The following is an 18,764-nucleotide window of genomic DNA, read 5'->3' as shown; positions in this document are numbered from 1 at the left end:
ATTCTTGTTCCGCCGAACGGTGAGCACGCCTCAATTTGGGACGTTCACACCAGAATCCGGAACTGCACCCGTGAAACCATCGGGACACTACCGACCGACGACAGGAGTGCAACGCTTATGCAGGTCCACGACATCGTGTTCACCGGCGGCCGCGTGGTCGATCCGGCATCGGGCACCGACGAGGTTCGCAACATCGCGATCACCGACGGCACGGTTTCGGCTTGGGGCCACGACGCGATCGAAGCCCTCCGGACCGTCGATGTGACAGGTCAGGTGATCTGCCCCGGATTCATCGACATGCACAGCCACGGACAGGAAATCGCCGAGCAACGGCTGCAGGCGATGGACGGCGTCACGACGGCCCTCGAACTGGAGGCCGGCGTCATACCCGTCGCGAAGGCGTACGCGCGAGCGGCTTCCGAAGGACGCCCGATCAACTACGGGTACGCAACATCGTGGGCACACGCCCGCATGATCGAGCTCGCCGGCGCCGATCCCGACGGTGACATCCGAACACTTCTGCATCACCTGGGTGCGCCGAGCTGGCAGGGCGAGCCGACGTCGGCGCAGCGCGCACACATTCTCGAACTCATCGACAGTGACCTCGCCGCAGGAGCTCTCGGGATCGGAGTCGTGGTCGGATACGCCCCGAAGTCCGACCCCGCGGAATACCTGGAGGTCGCGGCACTCGCTGCCCGGGCGGGTGTGCCTACCTATACTCATGCGCGTCCGCTCATTTCGATGGATCCGTCGAGCCCGGTGGACGGTGCCGTCGAAATCGCCCGTGCTGCAGCCGAAACCGGTGCACATATGCACTACTGCCATGTCAACAGCACCTCCGGTGCGCACGTCGACCAGGCTCTGGCGGTGGTGGCGCGCGTTCAGGAAGCCGGCTCACGTGTCACCACCGAGGCGTATCCGTACGGTTCCGGGTCGACGGCAGTCGGAGCGGCCTTTCTCGATCCGGACAGGCTGCACCTGATGAATCTGACGACGCGATCACTCACCTTCGTTCCCACCGGGGAACGCATCGAGAATCGCAAGCAGTTGGAGCACCTCCGTGCCACCGATCCCGGCGCCTTGGTTCTCGTCGAGTTCCTCGACGAGACCGACGACCCCACACGCGAGATACTCGAACGGGCAATGACTTTCGATCGAGCCGCAATCGCCAGCGACGCTATGCCGCTGACCTGGCCGAGGCGCACCCCGGCTGACGCACTGCAGTGGCCACTGCCCCCGACTGCACTCGGCCATCCTCGCGGCGCCGGTACCTATGCACGCGCAATCCGCACGCTGTATCGCGAGCGTCAACTACTGTCGCTGTCGGGCATCATCGCTCGCTGCTCGTTGATCCCCGCGCAGATTTTGGAGGAGTCAATTCCCGCAATGTCGTCCAAGGGGCGAATCAGCCCAGGCAGCGACGCCGACATCGTCGTTTTCGACCCCGATAGAATTACCGACAACGCCACGTACGTCGACGGCACCCGGCCTTCCAGTGGAATCAGCCGGGTACTGGTCGGCGGAGTACCCGTCGTCGAGGGAGGCATCCTCGTCGAGGATGCACTGCCAGGTCGACCAATTCGCCGCTCGTGACCGGACAAGCTCTGACAGAAAGTCTTTTACTCATGAACATCGCCGATACGACCGACCACACGAACCCACCGATCGGCTGGCAGCACAAAGCCTTCGGAACCGACCTCAACGGTCTGCGCAGTTCCGACCTCGAAGCGTTGGGGATCTCCGCTCTCGACGGCGACCTCCCACTCCCGGTGATGACACTCGATCGGGAGGCGATCTCACACAATGTCGACCTCATGGCAAAGTTCTGCGCCGACCACGATGTCGACCTGGCACCTCATGCCAAGACCACGATGAGTCCGGAATTGGTTCGTCGACAACTCGACGCCGGAGCGTGGGGAATGACCGCGGCGACGGTCGCGCAGGCCCGCATTCTCCGCGAGTTCGGCGTGGACACCATCATCATCGCGAGCCAAGTACTCGACCCGGCGGGCATTCGATGGATCTGTGATGTGCAGCAAACAGATCCCGGGTTCTTCGTCGCTACCCTGGTCGACTCGATCGAGAGCGTCCAACTCATGGAGAGCTTGATCGCGAAAGTCTCACCGAGCAGCAGAATCCGAGTACTCGTCGAACTCGGCTACGACAACGGTCGCGCCGGGGCACGCACACTCGACCAGGCACTCGACGTCGCCCGCGCAGCGTCACAGACCCAGTCACTCGTCCTCACCGGAGTCGAGGGGTTCGAGGGCATGATGCCGGGCGCGTCAGTGGCTGCCCGCCGAATCTCTGTCGATTCGTATCTCAGATCCGCGCGAGTATTCACAGAAATCTGCGTGGCGGAGAACCTGTTCGAGAACAACTCGACACAAGCCCCGCTCCCCCTGGTCACCTTCGGCGGCAGCGCATTTCACGATCTGGTAGTCCGCGAGTTGGCCGGCCGTTGGGCAACAGGTAACGGTGTGCGCGTCGTACTGCGCAGTGGTTGCTACATCACTCACGATCACGGCCTCTACGCCGATACCTCGCCATGGGCCGATGGTCCGCGGACTTTGCGGGCAGCTGCCGAGGTCTGGGGCGTTGTGCTCTCCCTACCCGAGCCGGGCCGGGCGATCCTCGGCTTCGGTCGTCGCGACGTGGGTTCCGACGCAGGCTTTCCCACAGTACTGTGGCGACGCCGAGACGGCTCCAATCAGTCGGCTCGGGAACTGTCCATCTCTGCACTCAACGATCAGCACGCTTACGTCGATCTGCCGGGAAATTTCGACGTGCGTGTCGGTGATCTCCTGGGCTGCGGAATCTCGCACCCGTGCACAACTTTCGACAAGTGGTCACTGATTCCCGAGGTAGATGCACGTTATCGCGTCGTAGGGTCAGTCCACACGTTCTTCTGAAAACCCGAGAAAGGCGTCCCCGCGGGGACGCCTTTCTGGTTCAGTCTTCGTCGTCCTCGTCGAAATCTGCGACGCCACGCTTCCAGTAACCCGTTATCAGGTAGTCGCCTTTGTCCAACTTCAAGTTGTCGCGAACGAACCTGCGAAGCGGCTTGAGGCTCGTGGCTTCCCCGGAGATCCAGGCGTAGATACGCTCATCTTCAGCAACGGTGACAGTTCGCACTGCCTGCTCGAGCAGATCGGAATGTCCGGCCGGAACGTCACCGCGGTGCAGCCACCGGACCTCGACACCCTCCGGGACCGTCAACTCGATTTCCTGTGAAGCGTCGGTAATTTCGATGAACGCCCACCCGGATGCAGCTTCCGGCAGCATCTCGAGCCACCGGGCGATCGCGGGCAGCGCCGTGATGTCGCCGGCGAGGAGGTACCTGTCGTACGTCCACGGCACGATGACGCCACCGGGCGGACCTGCCACATGGATCCGGGTACCCGGCGTCACGGCCTGGGCCCAATCGGAGGCGAAGCCACCTTCGTGCAGGGCGAAGTCGATGTCCAATTCCGCCAGATCCGGGTCGTACCGACGGACGGTGTATTCACGCGAGATCGGAAGTGGTCTCGGCCATTTCAGCATTGTCCCATCACGCTCGGGCAGGCGAAGTGTTCCGTCCTCATTCGGGTAGACCAGCCGCACATGTTCATCCGGAGCGTGCGACTCGAACCCTTCGAGTTCGGGTCCACCCAACGTCAACCGCAACAACCCTGATCCGACCATGGTGCTACGAACAACTTCGAGTTCACGAATGCCGATGGGGTACGGCACTTTTGCGCCGCTGGTTCCCGCCAGCACGTCGGCAATGGTCGCGAGATGGTCTCCTCGATTCATGAACTACCTTCCTTTTCCCGCGCAGCAGTGGCCACGGGCACCGCATTTTCCGGGTGAGAGTCTGGGCGATCGAGCACGATTACCTCTGAAGTTACCCGCCGCACCGAACCCAGTGTTGCGAGGAGTATCAGTCCCAACGTCAGGCCTGCAATACCCAGGGCCAGCAGTGCAGTTCCCGGTTCGAGCCACTGGCCGAGGAATCCCGCTGCCATGGACCCGATCGCCGTACCTGTGACGGCCTGCACCATCCACAGACTCGACACTCGTCCACGCAATTCGTCCGGCGTGTTCTGTTGCAGGACGGCGAATCGCAAGATGTCGTTGAGGGCTCGTCCGAGTCCGAATCCGGCAAGGCCGAGGAAGGCGAGGAATACAGCCCCCGAAGCCCCGAGAATCACCAAACCGAGCGGCATGAGCGCGACCGATATCAACATAGCCGCGCCGTTGCGGTGAACGCGCCCAGTCCATCCGCTGGTCAGCGAACCGATCACCGCGCCCACTGCCGGTGCCGCGTACAGCAGACCCAGCATCGTTGGGCCACCGCCGAGTACGTCGTCGACAAAGGCCGGAAGCAGGACCATCGGACCACTGACAAACATGACCAGTAATCCGCTGATCAGGATTCCGCGGATCACGGTATGGGTACCCGCGAACTTCACTCCGGTCACGAGAGCGCGGACGGGGCTTTCGTGGTTGGTGCCGGGCGCCGGCGCCGGTCCGACAGCTTGGAAGAGAGTAACCGTGCCCGCCGTGGCCGCGGCGGCCACGAAGTACGTCACAGGAATACCGCCGGAGGCGATGATCACTCCGGCAATCGCCGGTGAGATCATCGTCCCGACATCGGTGGTCAACGCCACCAGTGCGCCGGCTGCCGCCATCTTCTCGCGGGGCAGCAGCGCCGGCATCAAAGCCATCAGGGCCGAGCTACTGACGCCGCCGGCCAAGCCGTCGATCGCCGCTGCGACATAGATGACCCACATGGACGGATGCGGAAGCAGAGCGTTGCACCCGAGGATCACAAATCCGAGACCCGCAGCGCTGCGGGCAAGTTGGATAGTGCGTCGCCGATCGTATCGATCCGCAAGCACCCCACCGAACAGGCTGCCGACGAACATGGCGACGGCCATCGCCGTGGACACTCCGGCAACCTGCAAGGTCGACTTGGTGAGCTGGTACGTCTGCGCGGGAACGGCTACGACAAGTAGTCCGATCCCGAGCAGCGAGATCATTCGCGCGGAGAACGCGTACCGGAAGGGACGGCTGGTCCGCAATGGTGATACATCGATGACCAGCCCACCGAGTCGGGTCATGCGAAGGTCTGACCGATCAGGTCGAGGGTCGCCATTGCGCCGTCGTAGTCAGGACGGTAGCTGGTGGCGGGAAGCTCGAACGTCGTTCCGGCTTTGAAGGAAGGAAGCTGCGAGTACAGCGGATCGGTGGCAAGTTCTGCCATCGGGCGTCCGGATACCGGAATGACAAATGCGACAGGGGCGTCGGCAACCTGCGAGAGCATTTCCGGGCTGACCTCGAACGAGTCACCCGAGCCGAAGAGCTGCGGGTTTCCGGCCTTGGTCATGACGTCGTCGGCCTTGAATCCGAGTTCTGCAAGCATTGCGGGCAGTGCGGCAGTCGGCGGCACGAGGTACGGCTTGTTGTTCGCGAGCGAGAGGATGTAGACGACGTTGCCCTCGGGAACGGTGATCTTGCCCTTTACCTCTTTGACCTTGGCGTCGTATGCATCCATCAGAGCCGGAACCTGGTCGGAGCGTCCGGCTGCGTCGGCGACGATCTCGAGTTGCTTGTCCCATGCGGCAACGGTGCGCGGCACGAGGACGGTCGGCGCAATTGCTGTGAGCTGGTCGTAGAGCTCCTCAGCCTGCACCGAGGTGACACCCTGTCCGCCACCGATGATCAGGTCGGGCGCAGCTGCGGCGACGGCTTCGATGTTGAGCTGCTCACCGGCGGGCAGTTCCTTGGTGCCCTGAGCCTTTGCATCCGCTGCCCAAGCCGGCGGGAAGCCGCCGTCGAGGTTCGTCACACCCAAAACGCGTGTGTCGGTTGCGACTACGGGTGCGTCGAGTGCATAGAGGTAACCGGCGAGGCCACCGCTGAGCACCACGATCCGTTCTGCCGACGCCGGTACGGTGACAGAACCCTTCTCGGTTTCGATCACACGCGTCGTAGGTTCGTCTGCCTTTGCAGGCTCGTCCGAGGACGCGCTGCTGCAACCGATCATCGCAACGAGTGCAACGATCAACAGACCCGCAATCGCGACGAATCGTCGCCAACTTCGAATCGCGAGGGGCGGTGTGGACTTCATCATTCAACTCCCATTGTGTTTCCAACTGTGTGGTTTGTGGGCTGCGACAGATGACTGTCGAGCAGTGGCGCAATTGCCGCCCAACCGGCTGGGGTCACCAGTCCGGCGTGGTCGAACGGTAGGTGGTGGACTGAAAGTTCCTGGTCCCCCCGGATTGTGCGCCAGCGATCGGCCAGCACTTCCCCGGACACACCCGTGTCAGCGGTGATCAGAGTAACCGACCCGGCGTAATTCGGGTCCACCGATCCCGACGCCAGTGAACGAGTGGCATCAAATCCGGTTCGCACCAACTCGACCAGGGCGGGTGCCTGCGCAAGGAGTTCCGGCGGGAGTGCCGCTGCCAAGTCCTGTTCAATGCTGCGGTCTTCCCGGTTCTCAGCGGACCTGGTTCCGAGCGGGTGGGTGTCGATCAGGCCGGTGAATCCTACCGTGTGTCCCGCCTCCGCCAACTGCGCAGCCATCGCGTGAACGACGTTGCCACCGAACGAATATCCGAGGAGGTGATAGGGACCGTCCGGTTGCACGCCGCGAATCGTCTCGACGTACATCGATGCAAGTTGATCCACGTTCGTAGCTTCGAGGGTGTCGCCCGCGAGCGTCGGCAACTGCAGGCCCAACACCGGACGATCAGCCTCGAGCACCCCGGTCAGCGGTGCGAAAGGCCACGCGAATCCGCCCGCCGGGTGAACACAGAACAACGGTTCGTCGGCGCCTTCCGACCGTAGCGACACCAGGTGATCACGGCTGAGGTCCACGTCAAGGGGGCTTGCGATATGAGCAGCAAGCTCGGCAACGCTCGGGCGAGCCATCAACGTTCCCACGCCCACTCCGACGCCGAGTTCGTGTTCTACTTCACCCACTAATCGCATGGCACGCAACGAGTCTCCACCGAGGTCGAAGAAGCTCTCTTCCGGATCGACGGTGTCGACACCGAGAACATGCGCGAAGACCTGGCACAGTTGCTTTTCGGTCTCGGTGCGAGGCGCGCGTGCCGCTGCCCGGGTCGGCGGCGCGGGCAAGGCCGCTCGATCCAGCTTTCCGTTGGGTGTCAGCGGAATCGAAGCGACGGTGACGATATCCGACGGAACCAGGTGCGCCGGTACACGTTCCCGCATGACCGCCCTGAGGTCTCCCGGTGCACAACCCGTTTCGGGAATCACGTAGCCGATCAGCCGTGGCGCCGAACCGTTGTCACGCCGAACGGTCGCCGCGGCGCGAAGCACTCCGGGGCACGCTGCCAGTGCAGATTCCACTTCTCCCAGCTCGATCCGGATTCCTCGGATCTTCACCTGATGGTCTGCGCGTCCGAGGTATTCGAGTTCGCCGTCGCGCCGTCGACGCACCACGTCACCGGTCCGGTACATGCGCCCGCCGACGCTGAAAGGGTCGGCGACAAATACCGACGACGTCAGAGCGGTCCGATCGAGGTAGCCCATCGCTGTTCCGTCACCGGACATGTACAACTCCCCTGCCGCCCCTACCGGGACTTCGCGCAGGCCTGAATCAAGCACCCGCGCCGACGCATTGAGGATCGGCCGCCCCAAGCACGGGGTGTCACTTGCCCGAACTGGCGAGCCCATCGCATTGATCGTGAACTCGGTGGGGCCGTACAGGTCGTAGCCGTCGACGCCGTCCTGATCACGCAACCGCGACCACAATTCCGCGGGAACCGCTTCGCCGCCGAGCATGACCAGCGCCGGAGTGTGATCACCGTCGAGAAGTCCGGCCGCCGTCAATTCCCGTGCATACGAGGGCGTCACGTTCACCACATCGATGCCGACGGACTGGTAGTGCTTGACCAACGACACCGGATCCAGCCGCGCCTGCTCGTCGATCACATGAACCTCATGACCGGCGAGGAGCCAGAACAGTTCTTCCCACGACATGTCGAAGGAGAAGGACACCGTGTGCGCGATACGCAATCGTCGCCCGGCAGCGCTGTTTTCGGTCGGCGTGAAGATTTCGGCCTTGTGGTTGTGGTACATCGTGGTCAGGCCGCGGTGGCCCACCACGACGCCCTTTGGTTTGCCCGTGCTGCCCGACGTGTAGATCACGTAGGCAGGCTGATCCGCCGATGTCGGACCGCCTACCGCTGCATCGGCAACAGTGGGTGTCTCGGCGCGGCCGTCAAGAATGTCAACGATGTTCGGCAGGTCGATGACAATGCTTGTCCGACCCTCGGCAGCGACGAGATCGTGTTGATCGGCGGTGGTGATCACCACGGCCGCATTGCTGTCTTCGATCAACTCCCGCAGCCTGGCGGCGGGATGCGCCAGATCCAACGGAAGGTAGGCAGCTCCGGCTCGCATGACGGCAAAGATCGCCACCACGTGATCCGCTGTCCGCGGAAGTGCAAGCGCAACAACGCCGGACGGCCCAGCGCCGGACGACGCAAGTATTCGCGCCAACCGATCAACTCGCGTATTCATCTGCGCAGCGCTCAACGTGACATCGCCGAATACGAGTGCGGTGTCGTCCGGTGTCGCCAACGCTCGTTCTCGCAGCAACGCGTCGACGCTGCCGCCCGGCTCTCCGGGAAGGGGCATCGTGACGTGCTGCGACACGAACTCGGTGGGCGTCTGGGCGCGCGGAACCGCCGTGTCGGCCACTGTCGCCGCCTCGGAACGCGCCATCAGTTCGAGGATGGCTTCGGTACGAGCCAGAACGTCGTGCGCCACATCGCCCGGAACCAGATCCGGCCGGTTCTCGAGAACAAGCGCCATCGACGCGTCACCCACACCGGGATCAACATCGAGTGTGAGCGCGTAGTGGGTGCCGTCCACCGCGTCGAATCCGACGATTCCACTGCGCCCGAACGTGTCCTGGCGTGCCTGTTCGTCGCGAGGGGTATTACGGAAAACGTAGAGCGTGTCGAACAGTGCGGCAAATCCTGCCGCGCGTTGAACGTCGCCGAGACCCACATGGTGATGTTCGAGGAGTGAACCCTGCTCGCGGAACAACCGTCCGAGGAGGTCGGAGATCCGCTCCCCGGGGCGAACATTCATGCGCACCGGAATGGTGTTGAGCGCCAGACCCACCATGCGGTCCGCGCCGTCCACCTCAGGCGTACGTCCGGACACCGTCGAACCGAAGACCACGTCGTCACGACCGGTCACTGCTCGCAGAGCCAGTCCCCAGGCCGCGGAGACAACCGTAGACAGGGTCACACCGGTCCTGCGCGCAAGGTCCCGTACGTCACTACTGATGCTCTGTTCCAACACAACTCGCGTGAACACCGGAAGAGGCGCACTACCGCCGGAACCGGTGCCACCGACAAGCGTCGGCTGTTCGAGGTCTGCCAGATAGTTCTTCCACGACGAAAGAGCTTCCGGGCGATCTGCCTCGGCGATCCAGCGCAGGTGATCACGGAAGTCCGCCGGGGTTTCCAACGCCGAGTCGAGGTGGACCGGATCTGTGCCGTTCGAACGAGCATATTCGTACAGCGCAAACAGTTCCGCGTACATCAGCGTCTGCGACCAACCGTCGGTCAGCAGGTGATGCTGGGTGAATACGAGATGCGCGCCGCCGCCCGGCAACCACGCCAGAACCATTCGGATCAGCGGTGGAGCGCTCAGATCGAAGACGGTGGCGAACTCTTCTTCGTCGAGTGCCTGTACTGCACCCTCGATCTCGGCGACCGGAGTAGTGCTCAGGTCAACTTCCCGGAAAGGCATGCAGGCTGCCAGCGGAACAAACTGAACCGGAGCGTCGAACCCGGCGTGAGTGAAGCCGGCACGCAGGTTCGGGTAGCGGCGCAGAAGTGCATCCCCCGCCGCACGCAGCGCAGAAATGTCCACATCGGCCTCCGCCGAGAACGTGAATTTCGGCTGCATGTGGTAGACGTCAGTGCCGCCGGCACCGTCGAGTACCGATTGGAAGTACATGCCTTCCTGCAACGGACCGAGAGGCAACACATCCCGCCAACCCGGACTGAGAATGTCGAGACGTATCCGCCGATCGGAGTCGACGGTCACCAAGGGGTGCCGCAACCGATCCGGCGCCGTTTCGGGAAGCGCCTTGCGGTCGACTTTTCCGTTGAGCGTCAACGGAAGCGCATCCAGCACCGTCAGTGTCTGCGGCACCATGTGTTCGGGAAGCAGCAGCGCAACTTCCTTGCGAACCAAAGCCGAATCGAGGCCGGTACCGACTTCAGCCACCACGTACCCGTGCAGACTTCCGATGCCTGCCGCATCTACTCGCACAGTGGCGGCCGCACGAGATACACCGCTCACACCGCAGAGCGCGCCCTCGACCTCACCGAGTTCGATACGGAACCCGCGGACCTTCACCTGATCGTCCGCACGTCGCAAGAAATGCAACACACCGTTCCTGCGTCGAACCAGATCACCCGTGCGGTACAGGCGGGCGCCCGGCACGCTCGGATCCGCCACAAACCTGGTGACCGTCAGATCGGGTCGGTTCAAGTATCCGCGTACCACCTGCGAACCGCCCAGGTACAGCTCGCCTGCAACACCTTCCGGAACGTTCCGCAGATCGTCGTCGAGTACCCGTGCGTGGACGTCGGTCCATGGTCGCCCGATCGTGACCCGATCATCGCGATCGAGTACCGCCGATGTCGCCCACACTGTCGCTTCCGTGGGTCCGTACACGTTGCGCACCGAGGGGCAGAATGTCACCAGATCATCGGCCAGGTCTTGCGGAAGTGCTTCTCCACCCACCAACGCTCGAACCTGGAGAAGGCGATGCGCATTCTCGTGTTCCGTGACAACTCGCCACAGCGACGGAGTTGCCTGCATGACGGTGGCACGGCTTTGCGTGATCAACTCGAGCAGGGCATCCGGATCACGGACCGTCCCCCGATCGGCGAGCACAACGGTGGCACCGGCAGCCAGCGGACACAACAATTCCAGCGCGGCGATATCGAACGACACCGTCGTCACCGCAACAATGCGATCGCCTGGCCTGATCCACTGATCGCCGATCACAGTCTCGGCGAACGCCGCGAGATTGGCAGTGCTGACCATCACTCCCTTGGGTCGACCCGTCGAACCCGAAGTGTGGATGACGTAGGCAAGGTGCTCACCGGCCGGTCGCGGTTCTGCAAGAACAACATCGGAACTCGTCCGTGCTGCGTCCACGAGCACCACCGCGGACACAGTCGAGGGAAGTTGCCCTGCCACATCGGAACTCGTCAGAACACAAACAGGTGCCGCGTCCTCGATCATGAATTCGAGCCGCTCGGCCGGATAATCGACATCGAGTGGCAGGTACACCGCGCCGACGCGCAGAACAGCCAGCAGTGCTGCGACCAGATCCACGGATCGGTCGAGGGCAACGGCAACAACCTGCTCCGGCCCGGCACCGGCGGCAACAAGTTCGCGCGCCAATTCGTCCACCCGGCGCGATAATTGGAGGTAGGTGAGCGTCGACTCGCCGGAGACCAGCGCGATGACGTCGGGTGCTGCGACGACATTCCGCTCGAACAGGATCGATATTCCCGCTGGAGCGTCAACTCGCCGCGGTGGGTCGTTATGCGGACGAGCCACCGTCGGCAGCAATTCGGGAACGGGAAGGTCCCCGTGCCGGGCGCCGCGCTCGAGTACCGAGATCACGGTGTCGAGGAGGGCGTCCGCGGTGGATCCGTCGTACACCTCGGCATTGACGGTCAGGTGAATCTCGGAACCAGCGCGCACAAACTCGAGATCGACGACTGCGTCGGCACGCCCCACGCGAGCGGCACACAAACTTGCCCGAGAACGATCCAGGAGGTTCGCGAGTCGATCGAGACTCACGTCGGAATGCAAACCGGCGCCGGACATGGCGTTCTCGACCCGGTCCACGACCTGGGTAAAGGTCGGTCGGCCGCTCAGATCGACCCGGATGATCGACTCCGCTTCGGCGTCGACCAATCCGACCGCTATGTCGCGGCCGGCACCGAAGGTACTCAGCGCGGCGGCAACTGCAGCGAGCAGCATCGAATCCCGGTCGACGGTTTCGCCCAGCTGCCGAATGTACGTGTGGGCACGGTACGCCGGGGACGGAGTTCGATCGTAGGGAAGATCCACGTCGAGCGGCAGACCGCCGAGCACCTGAACCCAGTACTTTTCGTCGTCAGGATTTCCCGGCTCGGCGCCGCCGCGCGGCGCCTCGCTCTGATCCCCGACACCATCCACGGGCGCTGCCACGGTCGAGTCCAGCTCGAGCGCACCGAACTTCGTGTTGTCAATCCGCGCGACGCCGGCCAGCCCCAACGGGGTCGGCGTATCGAACACATCCGAAACCGATACGCGTAAGCCCAGCTTGCGCAGGCTTCCCACCAAACGCATAGCGGTCAGCGAATGACCGCCGAGGGCAAAGAAGTTATCAGCCGGGTTCACTACGGGAAGATCCAACACCGTTGCAGCGCAACGGCACAGTGCGTCCACGACGACAGGATCCACGGCACCAGGCGCTGCCACATCCGACTTGATCGGCGCCGGGGAAGGTCTGCGCATCGAAACGCGCTTCACGACGTCGAGGAGGTCCCCCGCGGGCAACGACGGCGAATGAACAACACCGCCCAGAATCTCACCCAATCGCGTCACCACCCGCGCAGCGGTGTCTGCGGGAATGGCAACAGGATCGTGGTAGAGCACAAGATCGAGGCCCAGGCTCGGCGGTGCCATCAGCGTCATCGGGTAGTGCGTGACACCACGGTTCGTGAAGCTACTGACGCGCAGCTCGTGCGAGCTGGGCTGGCCGGCTCCGGAATTCGGGAAATTCTCGAAAACGAGAAGTGTGTCGAACAGTTGCCCGATTCCCGCGATTCGCTCGATCTCCGCGAGGCTGGCGTGCTCGACCTCCTGCATATCGAATTGTGCGTTCTGCAAACCGGCAAACTGCTCGAGAAGAGGCACGTCGGCAGCGATGTCGAACCGCACTGGAATCGTGTTGCTGAACAATCCGACCATAGCTTCCACACCGGAAAGATCGGCGGGACGACCGGAGACTGTCGCTCCGAAAACAACGTCCCACTGCCCCGTCAGCTCGGCAAGGACTGCAGCCCAGGCCCCTTGGACCAGTGTGTTGACAGTCAAACCGCGGGTGCGTCCGAGTTCGATCAGCGCCGAGGCGTCCGTGTCCGACAGCGGTACCGGAACCTGCACCGGCACGCCTCGTTCCGACTGTCCGTCAGCAACGAGCGTCGGAGTGGTCAGCCCACGCAGACGCTTGCTCCACGCTGCCCGTTGCGCATCCTCGTCACGGTCGGCGATCCACGCCAGGTAGTCGCCGTACGGAGTCGGCGTCGGCAGACCGGCGTCACCGTCGTGGTAAACGTTCATCAATTCACGCAGGACGATAGGCGTGGACCAGCCGTCGGTGAGCAGGTGATGCGCATTGAGGATCAGTCGATGGACATCACCGGGGAGACGAATCAGTAGGGCGCGCAACAACGGCGGCAGTCCGACGTCGAAGATGTGCTCGGCAGCCTCGTCCTCCAGGCGCTGCGCCGAACGCAGTGCTGCCGCCTTCGGTACCGCCGTCAGATCGACCGAGCGCCAGGCGACCTTGGCCGAACGCGGAATTGCCTGCACCGGCCGATCGAACTGTTCGTAGTGAAACGCCGCGCGCAGGTTCGGATGCCGGTCGATGACCGTCTCGAATGCTTCGGCCAGCCGCGCGTCGTCCAGCGGTCCGGTGAGATCAAAACGAGCAGTGAGAGTGTAGACGTCCGCAACGCCATCTCGAACGGCGTGGAACAGCAACCCTTCCTGCAACGGGGACAACGGAAGAAGATCGGCGAGCGGGCCGTGAACCGACTCCAGTTCATTGATGCCGTCCTGATCGACCCAATGAGCCGAGCAGTCGGAGGGGGTCAACCCGCCGGCACACAGCGCTGCATGCGCGGTGAGCGCCGCTAGAGCTTGGTCCCAATGTCCGTGCAGTTCATCGACGATCGCGGCGTCCAACACCCGGCCCGCTGCCGTCCACTCGACAGCCAATTGGGGGTCACCGTCTTCGCGAACAAACGCATTGAGCGCCAACACTTCCGACATCGCCTTGGATGCCGGTTCGATCACGGAGAATGCGTCATGCTCGGGTAGCCTCCACCCGGTTCCCGGCAACGACGGGAAGCGTCCCAGATAGTTGAGCAGAAGTTCAGGCTCAACGACGTCGGAGAATTCCGGTTCCGCAACAGGATCGAGGTAGCGAAGTACCCCGTAGCCGACGCCCCCGCCCGGAACAGCGCGCTTCGCCTCCTTGACGCTACGCAGCAGATCTCCGGCCGCCGCGCCACCGCTCAGAGCGTCGGTCAGTGCGTCGCGGCTCGAAATCGCGTCGGTGGGCACCGATACCGGGAACTCGCTGGTGAACCAGCCGACCGTTCCGGCGAAGTCGGTGTCTTCGGTCAGCGGATCACGACCGTGTCCTTCGACGGTCACCGTCTGCGTGTGACCCAATTCGTGCCCACGACTGTTCTGCCACGAACGCAACGCCAACATCAACGCTGCCAGCAATACCTCGTCTACCCGCGCTCGGTACGCCGCAGGAAGCGTGGTCAGAACCGCTTCGGTCACTGCTGCCGACGCTAGGGTTGTGGTGCGGGCCGCGGTACTCACGGTGTCCGTCGTGGGGTCGAGTCGACGAGCGCCGATCGGAGCAGCGCCTCCACCGCCGATTGCCGTGATGCCGGCGGCGGTCTTCCAGTAGTCGAGTTCGGATCGCAGTGTGCCCGAGACCCCGAACTCCGCGAGCACGCCCGCGTGCCGACGCCACGAACTACCTGAGACGCCGAGCGTGGCGGATCGACGTTCGCGCGCAGCATCAGTTGCCTCGTGCAGATCGGGAAGCAGAATCCGCCAGGAAACGCCGTCGACGATCAAGTGGTGCGCAATGACGATCAACTGATCCGGGTGACCGGTTGGGGTTCGCAGCAACACGACGCGCAGGAGATTGCCTGCACGCGGATCGAGTTGCGCCGCAGCTTCTTCGGCGGTGCGCTGGATCAGTTCAGTGTCAGCACTTCCCGCGATCTCACTCACGAGCCCCTTTGCGCGCACCGCACCCGAGTCACGAACGATCAATTCGGTGGCGGCGCCGCCAGTTCCCCGTCGCAGTAGAAGTCGCAGTGCATCGTGGCGATCGAGGATCATCTGGACCCCGGATCGGATGTCCTCGAACGCGACCACCTCGTCGATACGCACAGCGGTCCACTGTGCGTAACCGGCAATGGACTCGTCGGTGGGGTTCTTGTCGGTCAATGCGCGCACGATCGGTGGTGCGATCACTGAGCCGGTCGCTACGTCGACGACAGCAGCGGCGCGGTTGTCATCGTCGGCGACCTCGCGGGCCGCCGCTGCGATGGTCCCCAAATCGCGCTGCGCCAAAAGCTCTTTCGGAGCAATGAGCACTCCGCGCACACGTAGCCGACTACTGACGCTGATGGCGGTGATGCTGTCACCACCGAGACCGAAGAAGTCCTCGTCGACACCAACTCGGTCCCGTCCCAGAACCTCCGCCACCACAGCACAGAGGATCTGCTCGCGAGGTGTGGATGCGGCACGACCTTCTGATTCCAGAACCGGAGCGGGTAGCGCCGCGCGATCAAGTTTTCCGTTGACAGTCACGGGAAGTTCAGTCAAGACAACAACAACCGAAGGCACCAGGTGATCCGGCACTCGCGTCGCAAGATCACGGCGCAGTTCGTCCTGCGGCGGCAAAGTAGCACCGGCCACAGCCACGACGTAACCCACCAAACTGGGGCGTCCACCGTCGGTGCGAATGACGGCTGCGGCCGCGCCGACGCCGGGCACGGCACCCAGAATCGCTTCGACCTCACTGAGTTCGATGCGATGACCACGGATCTTGACCTGCTTGTCGCCGCGGCCGATGAATTCGTATCCGCGGCCCGGCACCCAACGGGCTAGGTCGCCGGCCCGGTACATGCGGTCGCCGGGAGCACCGAAGGGGTCGGCAACAAATCGTTCAGCCGTCGCGGCTTCCCGCCCGAGGTATCCCCTGGCCAACTGAGGACCGGCCAGATAGAGCTCTCCGCGCTCGCCGTCGGCAACCGGCTTCAACGCGCTGTCGAGGAGATACGCGCGAGTTCCCGCGAGCGGGTAGCCAATTCGGGGTTCGGCGCCGTGGACGGAAGTAGCAATCGCGTCGACGGTTGCTTCCGTGGGTCCGTACAGGTTCTGGGCCGGCACGTTCGCAGCGATGATCGCATCCCAGAGCGCAGGCGGCGCGGCCTCACCGCCGACAACCAACAATGCCAGTGGGTGTGCGCCCGTCAACAATCCACTGTCGACCAGTGCCGTAGCCATCGAGGGGGTGGTGTCGACGACATCGATCCGATCGCGCGCGAACGCGGAAACCAGTGCGTCGGCGTCCTTCTGAAGCTCTTCGTCGTACACATGCACTCGATGTCCACACAGCAGCCACAGCAGCTGGTCGAGGGATGCGTCGAAGGCAAACGAGGCCGTATGAGCGGTGTGCAGTTGTCGCCCGCCCACTCGGTTCGCAGCGTCACGGTAGATCGTCGCACTGTGGTGGTGTAGCAAATGCGCGAGTCCGCCGCTTCGCACCAGAACGCCTTTGGGTGTCCCCGTCGATCCGGATGTGTAGATGACGTAGGCGAGGTGGTCCGCGTGACGCGGAGCAGCCAGTTCACTCGCAGAGATAGGTAGATCGGAGTAACCCGTGAGTTCCTCGCGCAGCGTTTCGGACTCCACGACTACTGGATCCGGCCGGGAATCCCCCGAAAGTTGCTCCGCCAGTGCACCAGTGGTCAGCACAACCTTGGGCTGAGCGTCGTCGATCAGAGCCCGCAGGCGCTCTGCCGGATGCTCCGGATCCAATGCCACGTACGCGGCCCCGGCTTGGAGCGTCGAGAGCAGTGCAACAACCATGTCGGCTGTGCGCGGTAATGCGATCCCGACTATGTCGTCAGGTCCGACGCTGCGGGCTCGCAACGCGCGCGCCAGTCGGTAGACGCGAGCGCCCAGCTCACCGCCGGTCAGAGAATCGTCGCCGCACACCAGGACCGTGGCCTCTAACTGTTGGGCGACAACACGATCGAACACACCTGCAACGTGCTCGATCCGGCCGGCGCTCGGCGCGCTCTCACGGTCGACCAGAATCCGGTCGGCCTCGGCGACGGAGAGTACGTCCACCTGCCCGACAGCCGGATCGTCCTCCCCGACCATCGCGTCGATGATGCTGACAAATCCCGCGAGGCGTCGTTCCACGGATTCACGAGTGTTGGTGCGGGCGTCCACCTCGAACCCGAGGAGCACCTCACCGTCGGCAATGGGTGTAACAGTCAAGCCGAGGTCTTCCGGCGGACCGCCTGCAACGTTGCGCAGCACGCCCACAGCACCTGCGAAGTCCAATGCGAAGTCGAATGCCTTGAGATTGATACCGATTCCGTGAAGCAACGCACCGCTGCCGGCCACCGCGAGATCGCGGGCCAGGTTCTCGCCGCGGTAACGCTGATGAGCACGCATGCTCTTCATCGACGCCGCGACCTGCTTGCTGAGGTCGCCGAGTCGATCACCGCTGCGGACCGTCAGACGCAGTGGCAGCACATTGACAGCCATCGCGGGAGTCCGGAGCGCCGTGCGACCGACCCGAGCCATCAGCGGCATCGCGATGACAACGTCCGACTCACCAAGCAGGCGATGCAAGAATGCTCCGTAGCAGGCAATAAGACTTTCGGCCCAGGTCGTACCCGTTGTGGCCGCCACTGCCTTGAGCTTGGTCAGGGTGTCGGCCGACATCACACTGCGGACCGCAACGGTTCGCTCGGCGGGCCCGGCAACCTGCTTGCCTCGACCGTCCAACGGCGGCAACGGGGTAAGAGCGTCACGCCAGTAGTCGCGGTCTTCGGCAAACTGCTCACCGCCGCGGTACTCCTCGTCCTCGGCAATCAGCTGCTCGATCGAGCCGAATCGTGTTGGTGCTACCTCACTTCCGCGCGCGAGCGCGGTGTAATGGTCGGCCACGCGGCGCGAGATCATTGCCGCGCTGTATCCGTCGACGATCAGGTGGTGATAGAGCTGGATGCACCAGACTTCGCGATCGGTGAGCCTGATCAGCGAGTACGTGTACAGCGGGCGTTCCACCATCGCCCGGCAGTACTCCGACGCCCGGCCTCGTTCGGCGTCGACGAGGGCGTGCGCAACCGCAACCGGGTCACGCTCCGCCCGCAGGTCGACTATCGGGATGTCACCGACGGGAGCGTCGGAAATGATCTGTCGAGGTCCGTCAGGCGTCTCGATCATGTGCAGCCGCATGGTCTCGGCCTCGCCGATCGTCGCCCGGATGGCATCTGCCAGAAGTGCGGTATCGATCGCGTCGTCGCCGACAATCTCGAGCACCTCGCCGACGAGATAACTCCGCGATTCCGGATCAAGTCTCTGCGCGTTCCAGATTCCGAGCTGAGCTCCTGTCAGTGCAAGCAAATTCTCGCTTGCCTCGATGGAGTTCGAACCTGGAAAAACGCTCACACTGATCCTTTCGCCGCGGACGTGCCACGCAAGGGTGGCCTAACCTCATTTTGGGCAGCCTAAACTAAATATGCGGCAAAGTGGAAGACTCACTCAGGGCAATTTTCGCAACCGCCGCCAAGTCGACGCTTTCCGACAATTACCGCAGGTGAAATACCGAATCTTATTGAAAGAACAACTACTTCATTTCCGACAAC

The 18,764-nt window shown here is 63.3% G+C and carries 6 protein-coding genes; 2 read left to right on the top strand and 4 right to left on the bottom strand.

The features are described 5' to 3' along the window. The first annotated feature begins 117 nt into the window (after positions 1-117). Together CJ178_RS02525 and CJ178_RS02520 are read left to right on the top strand one after the other, a co-directional pair. Complete coding sequence (locus CJ178_RS02525) at positions 118-1,593, top strand: amidohydrolase family protein (protein ID WP_095887798.1); 1,476 nt, start codon at positions 118-120, stop codon at positions 1,591-1,593. A 32-nt stretch (positions 1,594-1,625) separates the two neighbouring features. Continuing rightward, positions 1,626-2,912 carry an alanine racemase gene (locus CJ178_RS02520; protein WP_095887797.1) on the top strand — a complete coding sequence of 429 codons (1,287 nt, stop codon included), beginning with the start codon at positions 1,626-1,628 and terminating at the stop codon, positions 2,910-2,912. 40 nt (positions 2,913-2,952) lie between these two features. Here the strand turns inward: CJ178_RS02520 and CJ178_RS02515 are convergent, their stop codons facing one another. From CJ178_RS02515 to CJ178_RS02500, 4 genes are read right to left on the bottom strand one after another with little or no spacing between them, the layout of a single operon-like run. After that, on the bottom strand, positions 2,953-3,795 hold the full coding sequence (locus CJ178_RS02515; RefSeq protein ID WP_033234871.1) for a siderophore-interacting protein: 843 nt from the start codon (positions 3,793-3,795) through the stop codon (positions 2,953-2,955). Then, positions 3,792-5,105 carry an enterobactin transporter EntS gene (entS, locus tag CJ178_RS02510; RefSeq protein ID WP_095886037.1) on the bottom strand — a complete coding sequence of 438 codons (1,314 nt, stop codon included), beginning with the start codon at positions 5,103-5,105 and terminating at the stop codon, positions 3,792-3,794. The genes CJ178_RS02515 and entS overlap by 4 nt, the downstream gene beginning before the upstream one ends. Continuing rightward, on the bottom strand, positions 5,102-6,115 hold the full coding sequence (locus tag CJ178_RS02505; protein WP_033235010.1) for a Fe2+-enterobactin ABC transporter substrate-binding protein: 1,014 nt from the start codon (positions 6,113-6,115) through the stop codon (positions 5,102-5,104). The genes entS and CJ178_RS02505 overlap by 4 nt, the downstream gene beginning before the upstream one ends. Next, positions 6,115-18,567 carry a non-ribosomal peptide synthetase gene (locus CJ178_RS02500; RefSeq protein WP_095886036.1) on the bottom strand — a complete coding sequence of 4,151 codons (12,453 nt, stop codon included), beginning with the start codon at positions 18,565-18,567 and terminating at the stop codon, positions 6,115-6,117. Before CJ178_RS02500 ends, CJ178_RS02505 begins: the two co-directional genes overlap by 1 nt. Positions 18,568-18,764 lie beyond the last annotated feature (197 nt).

This window comes from Rhodococcus sp. ACPA4 (assembly GCF_002300185.1).
Taxonomy (GTDB): Bacteria; Actinomycetota; Actinomycetes; order Mycobacteriales; family Mycobacteriaceae; genus Rhodococcus_F; species Rhodococcus_F globerula.
This window is presented reverse-complemented; position numbering and strand designations above follow the sequence as displayed.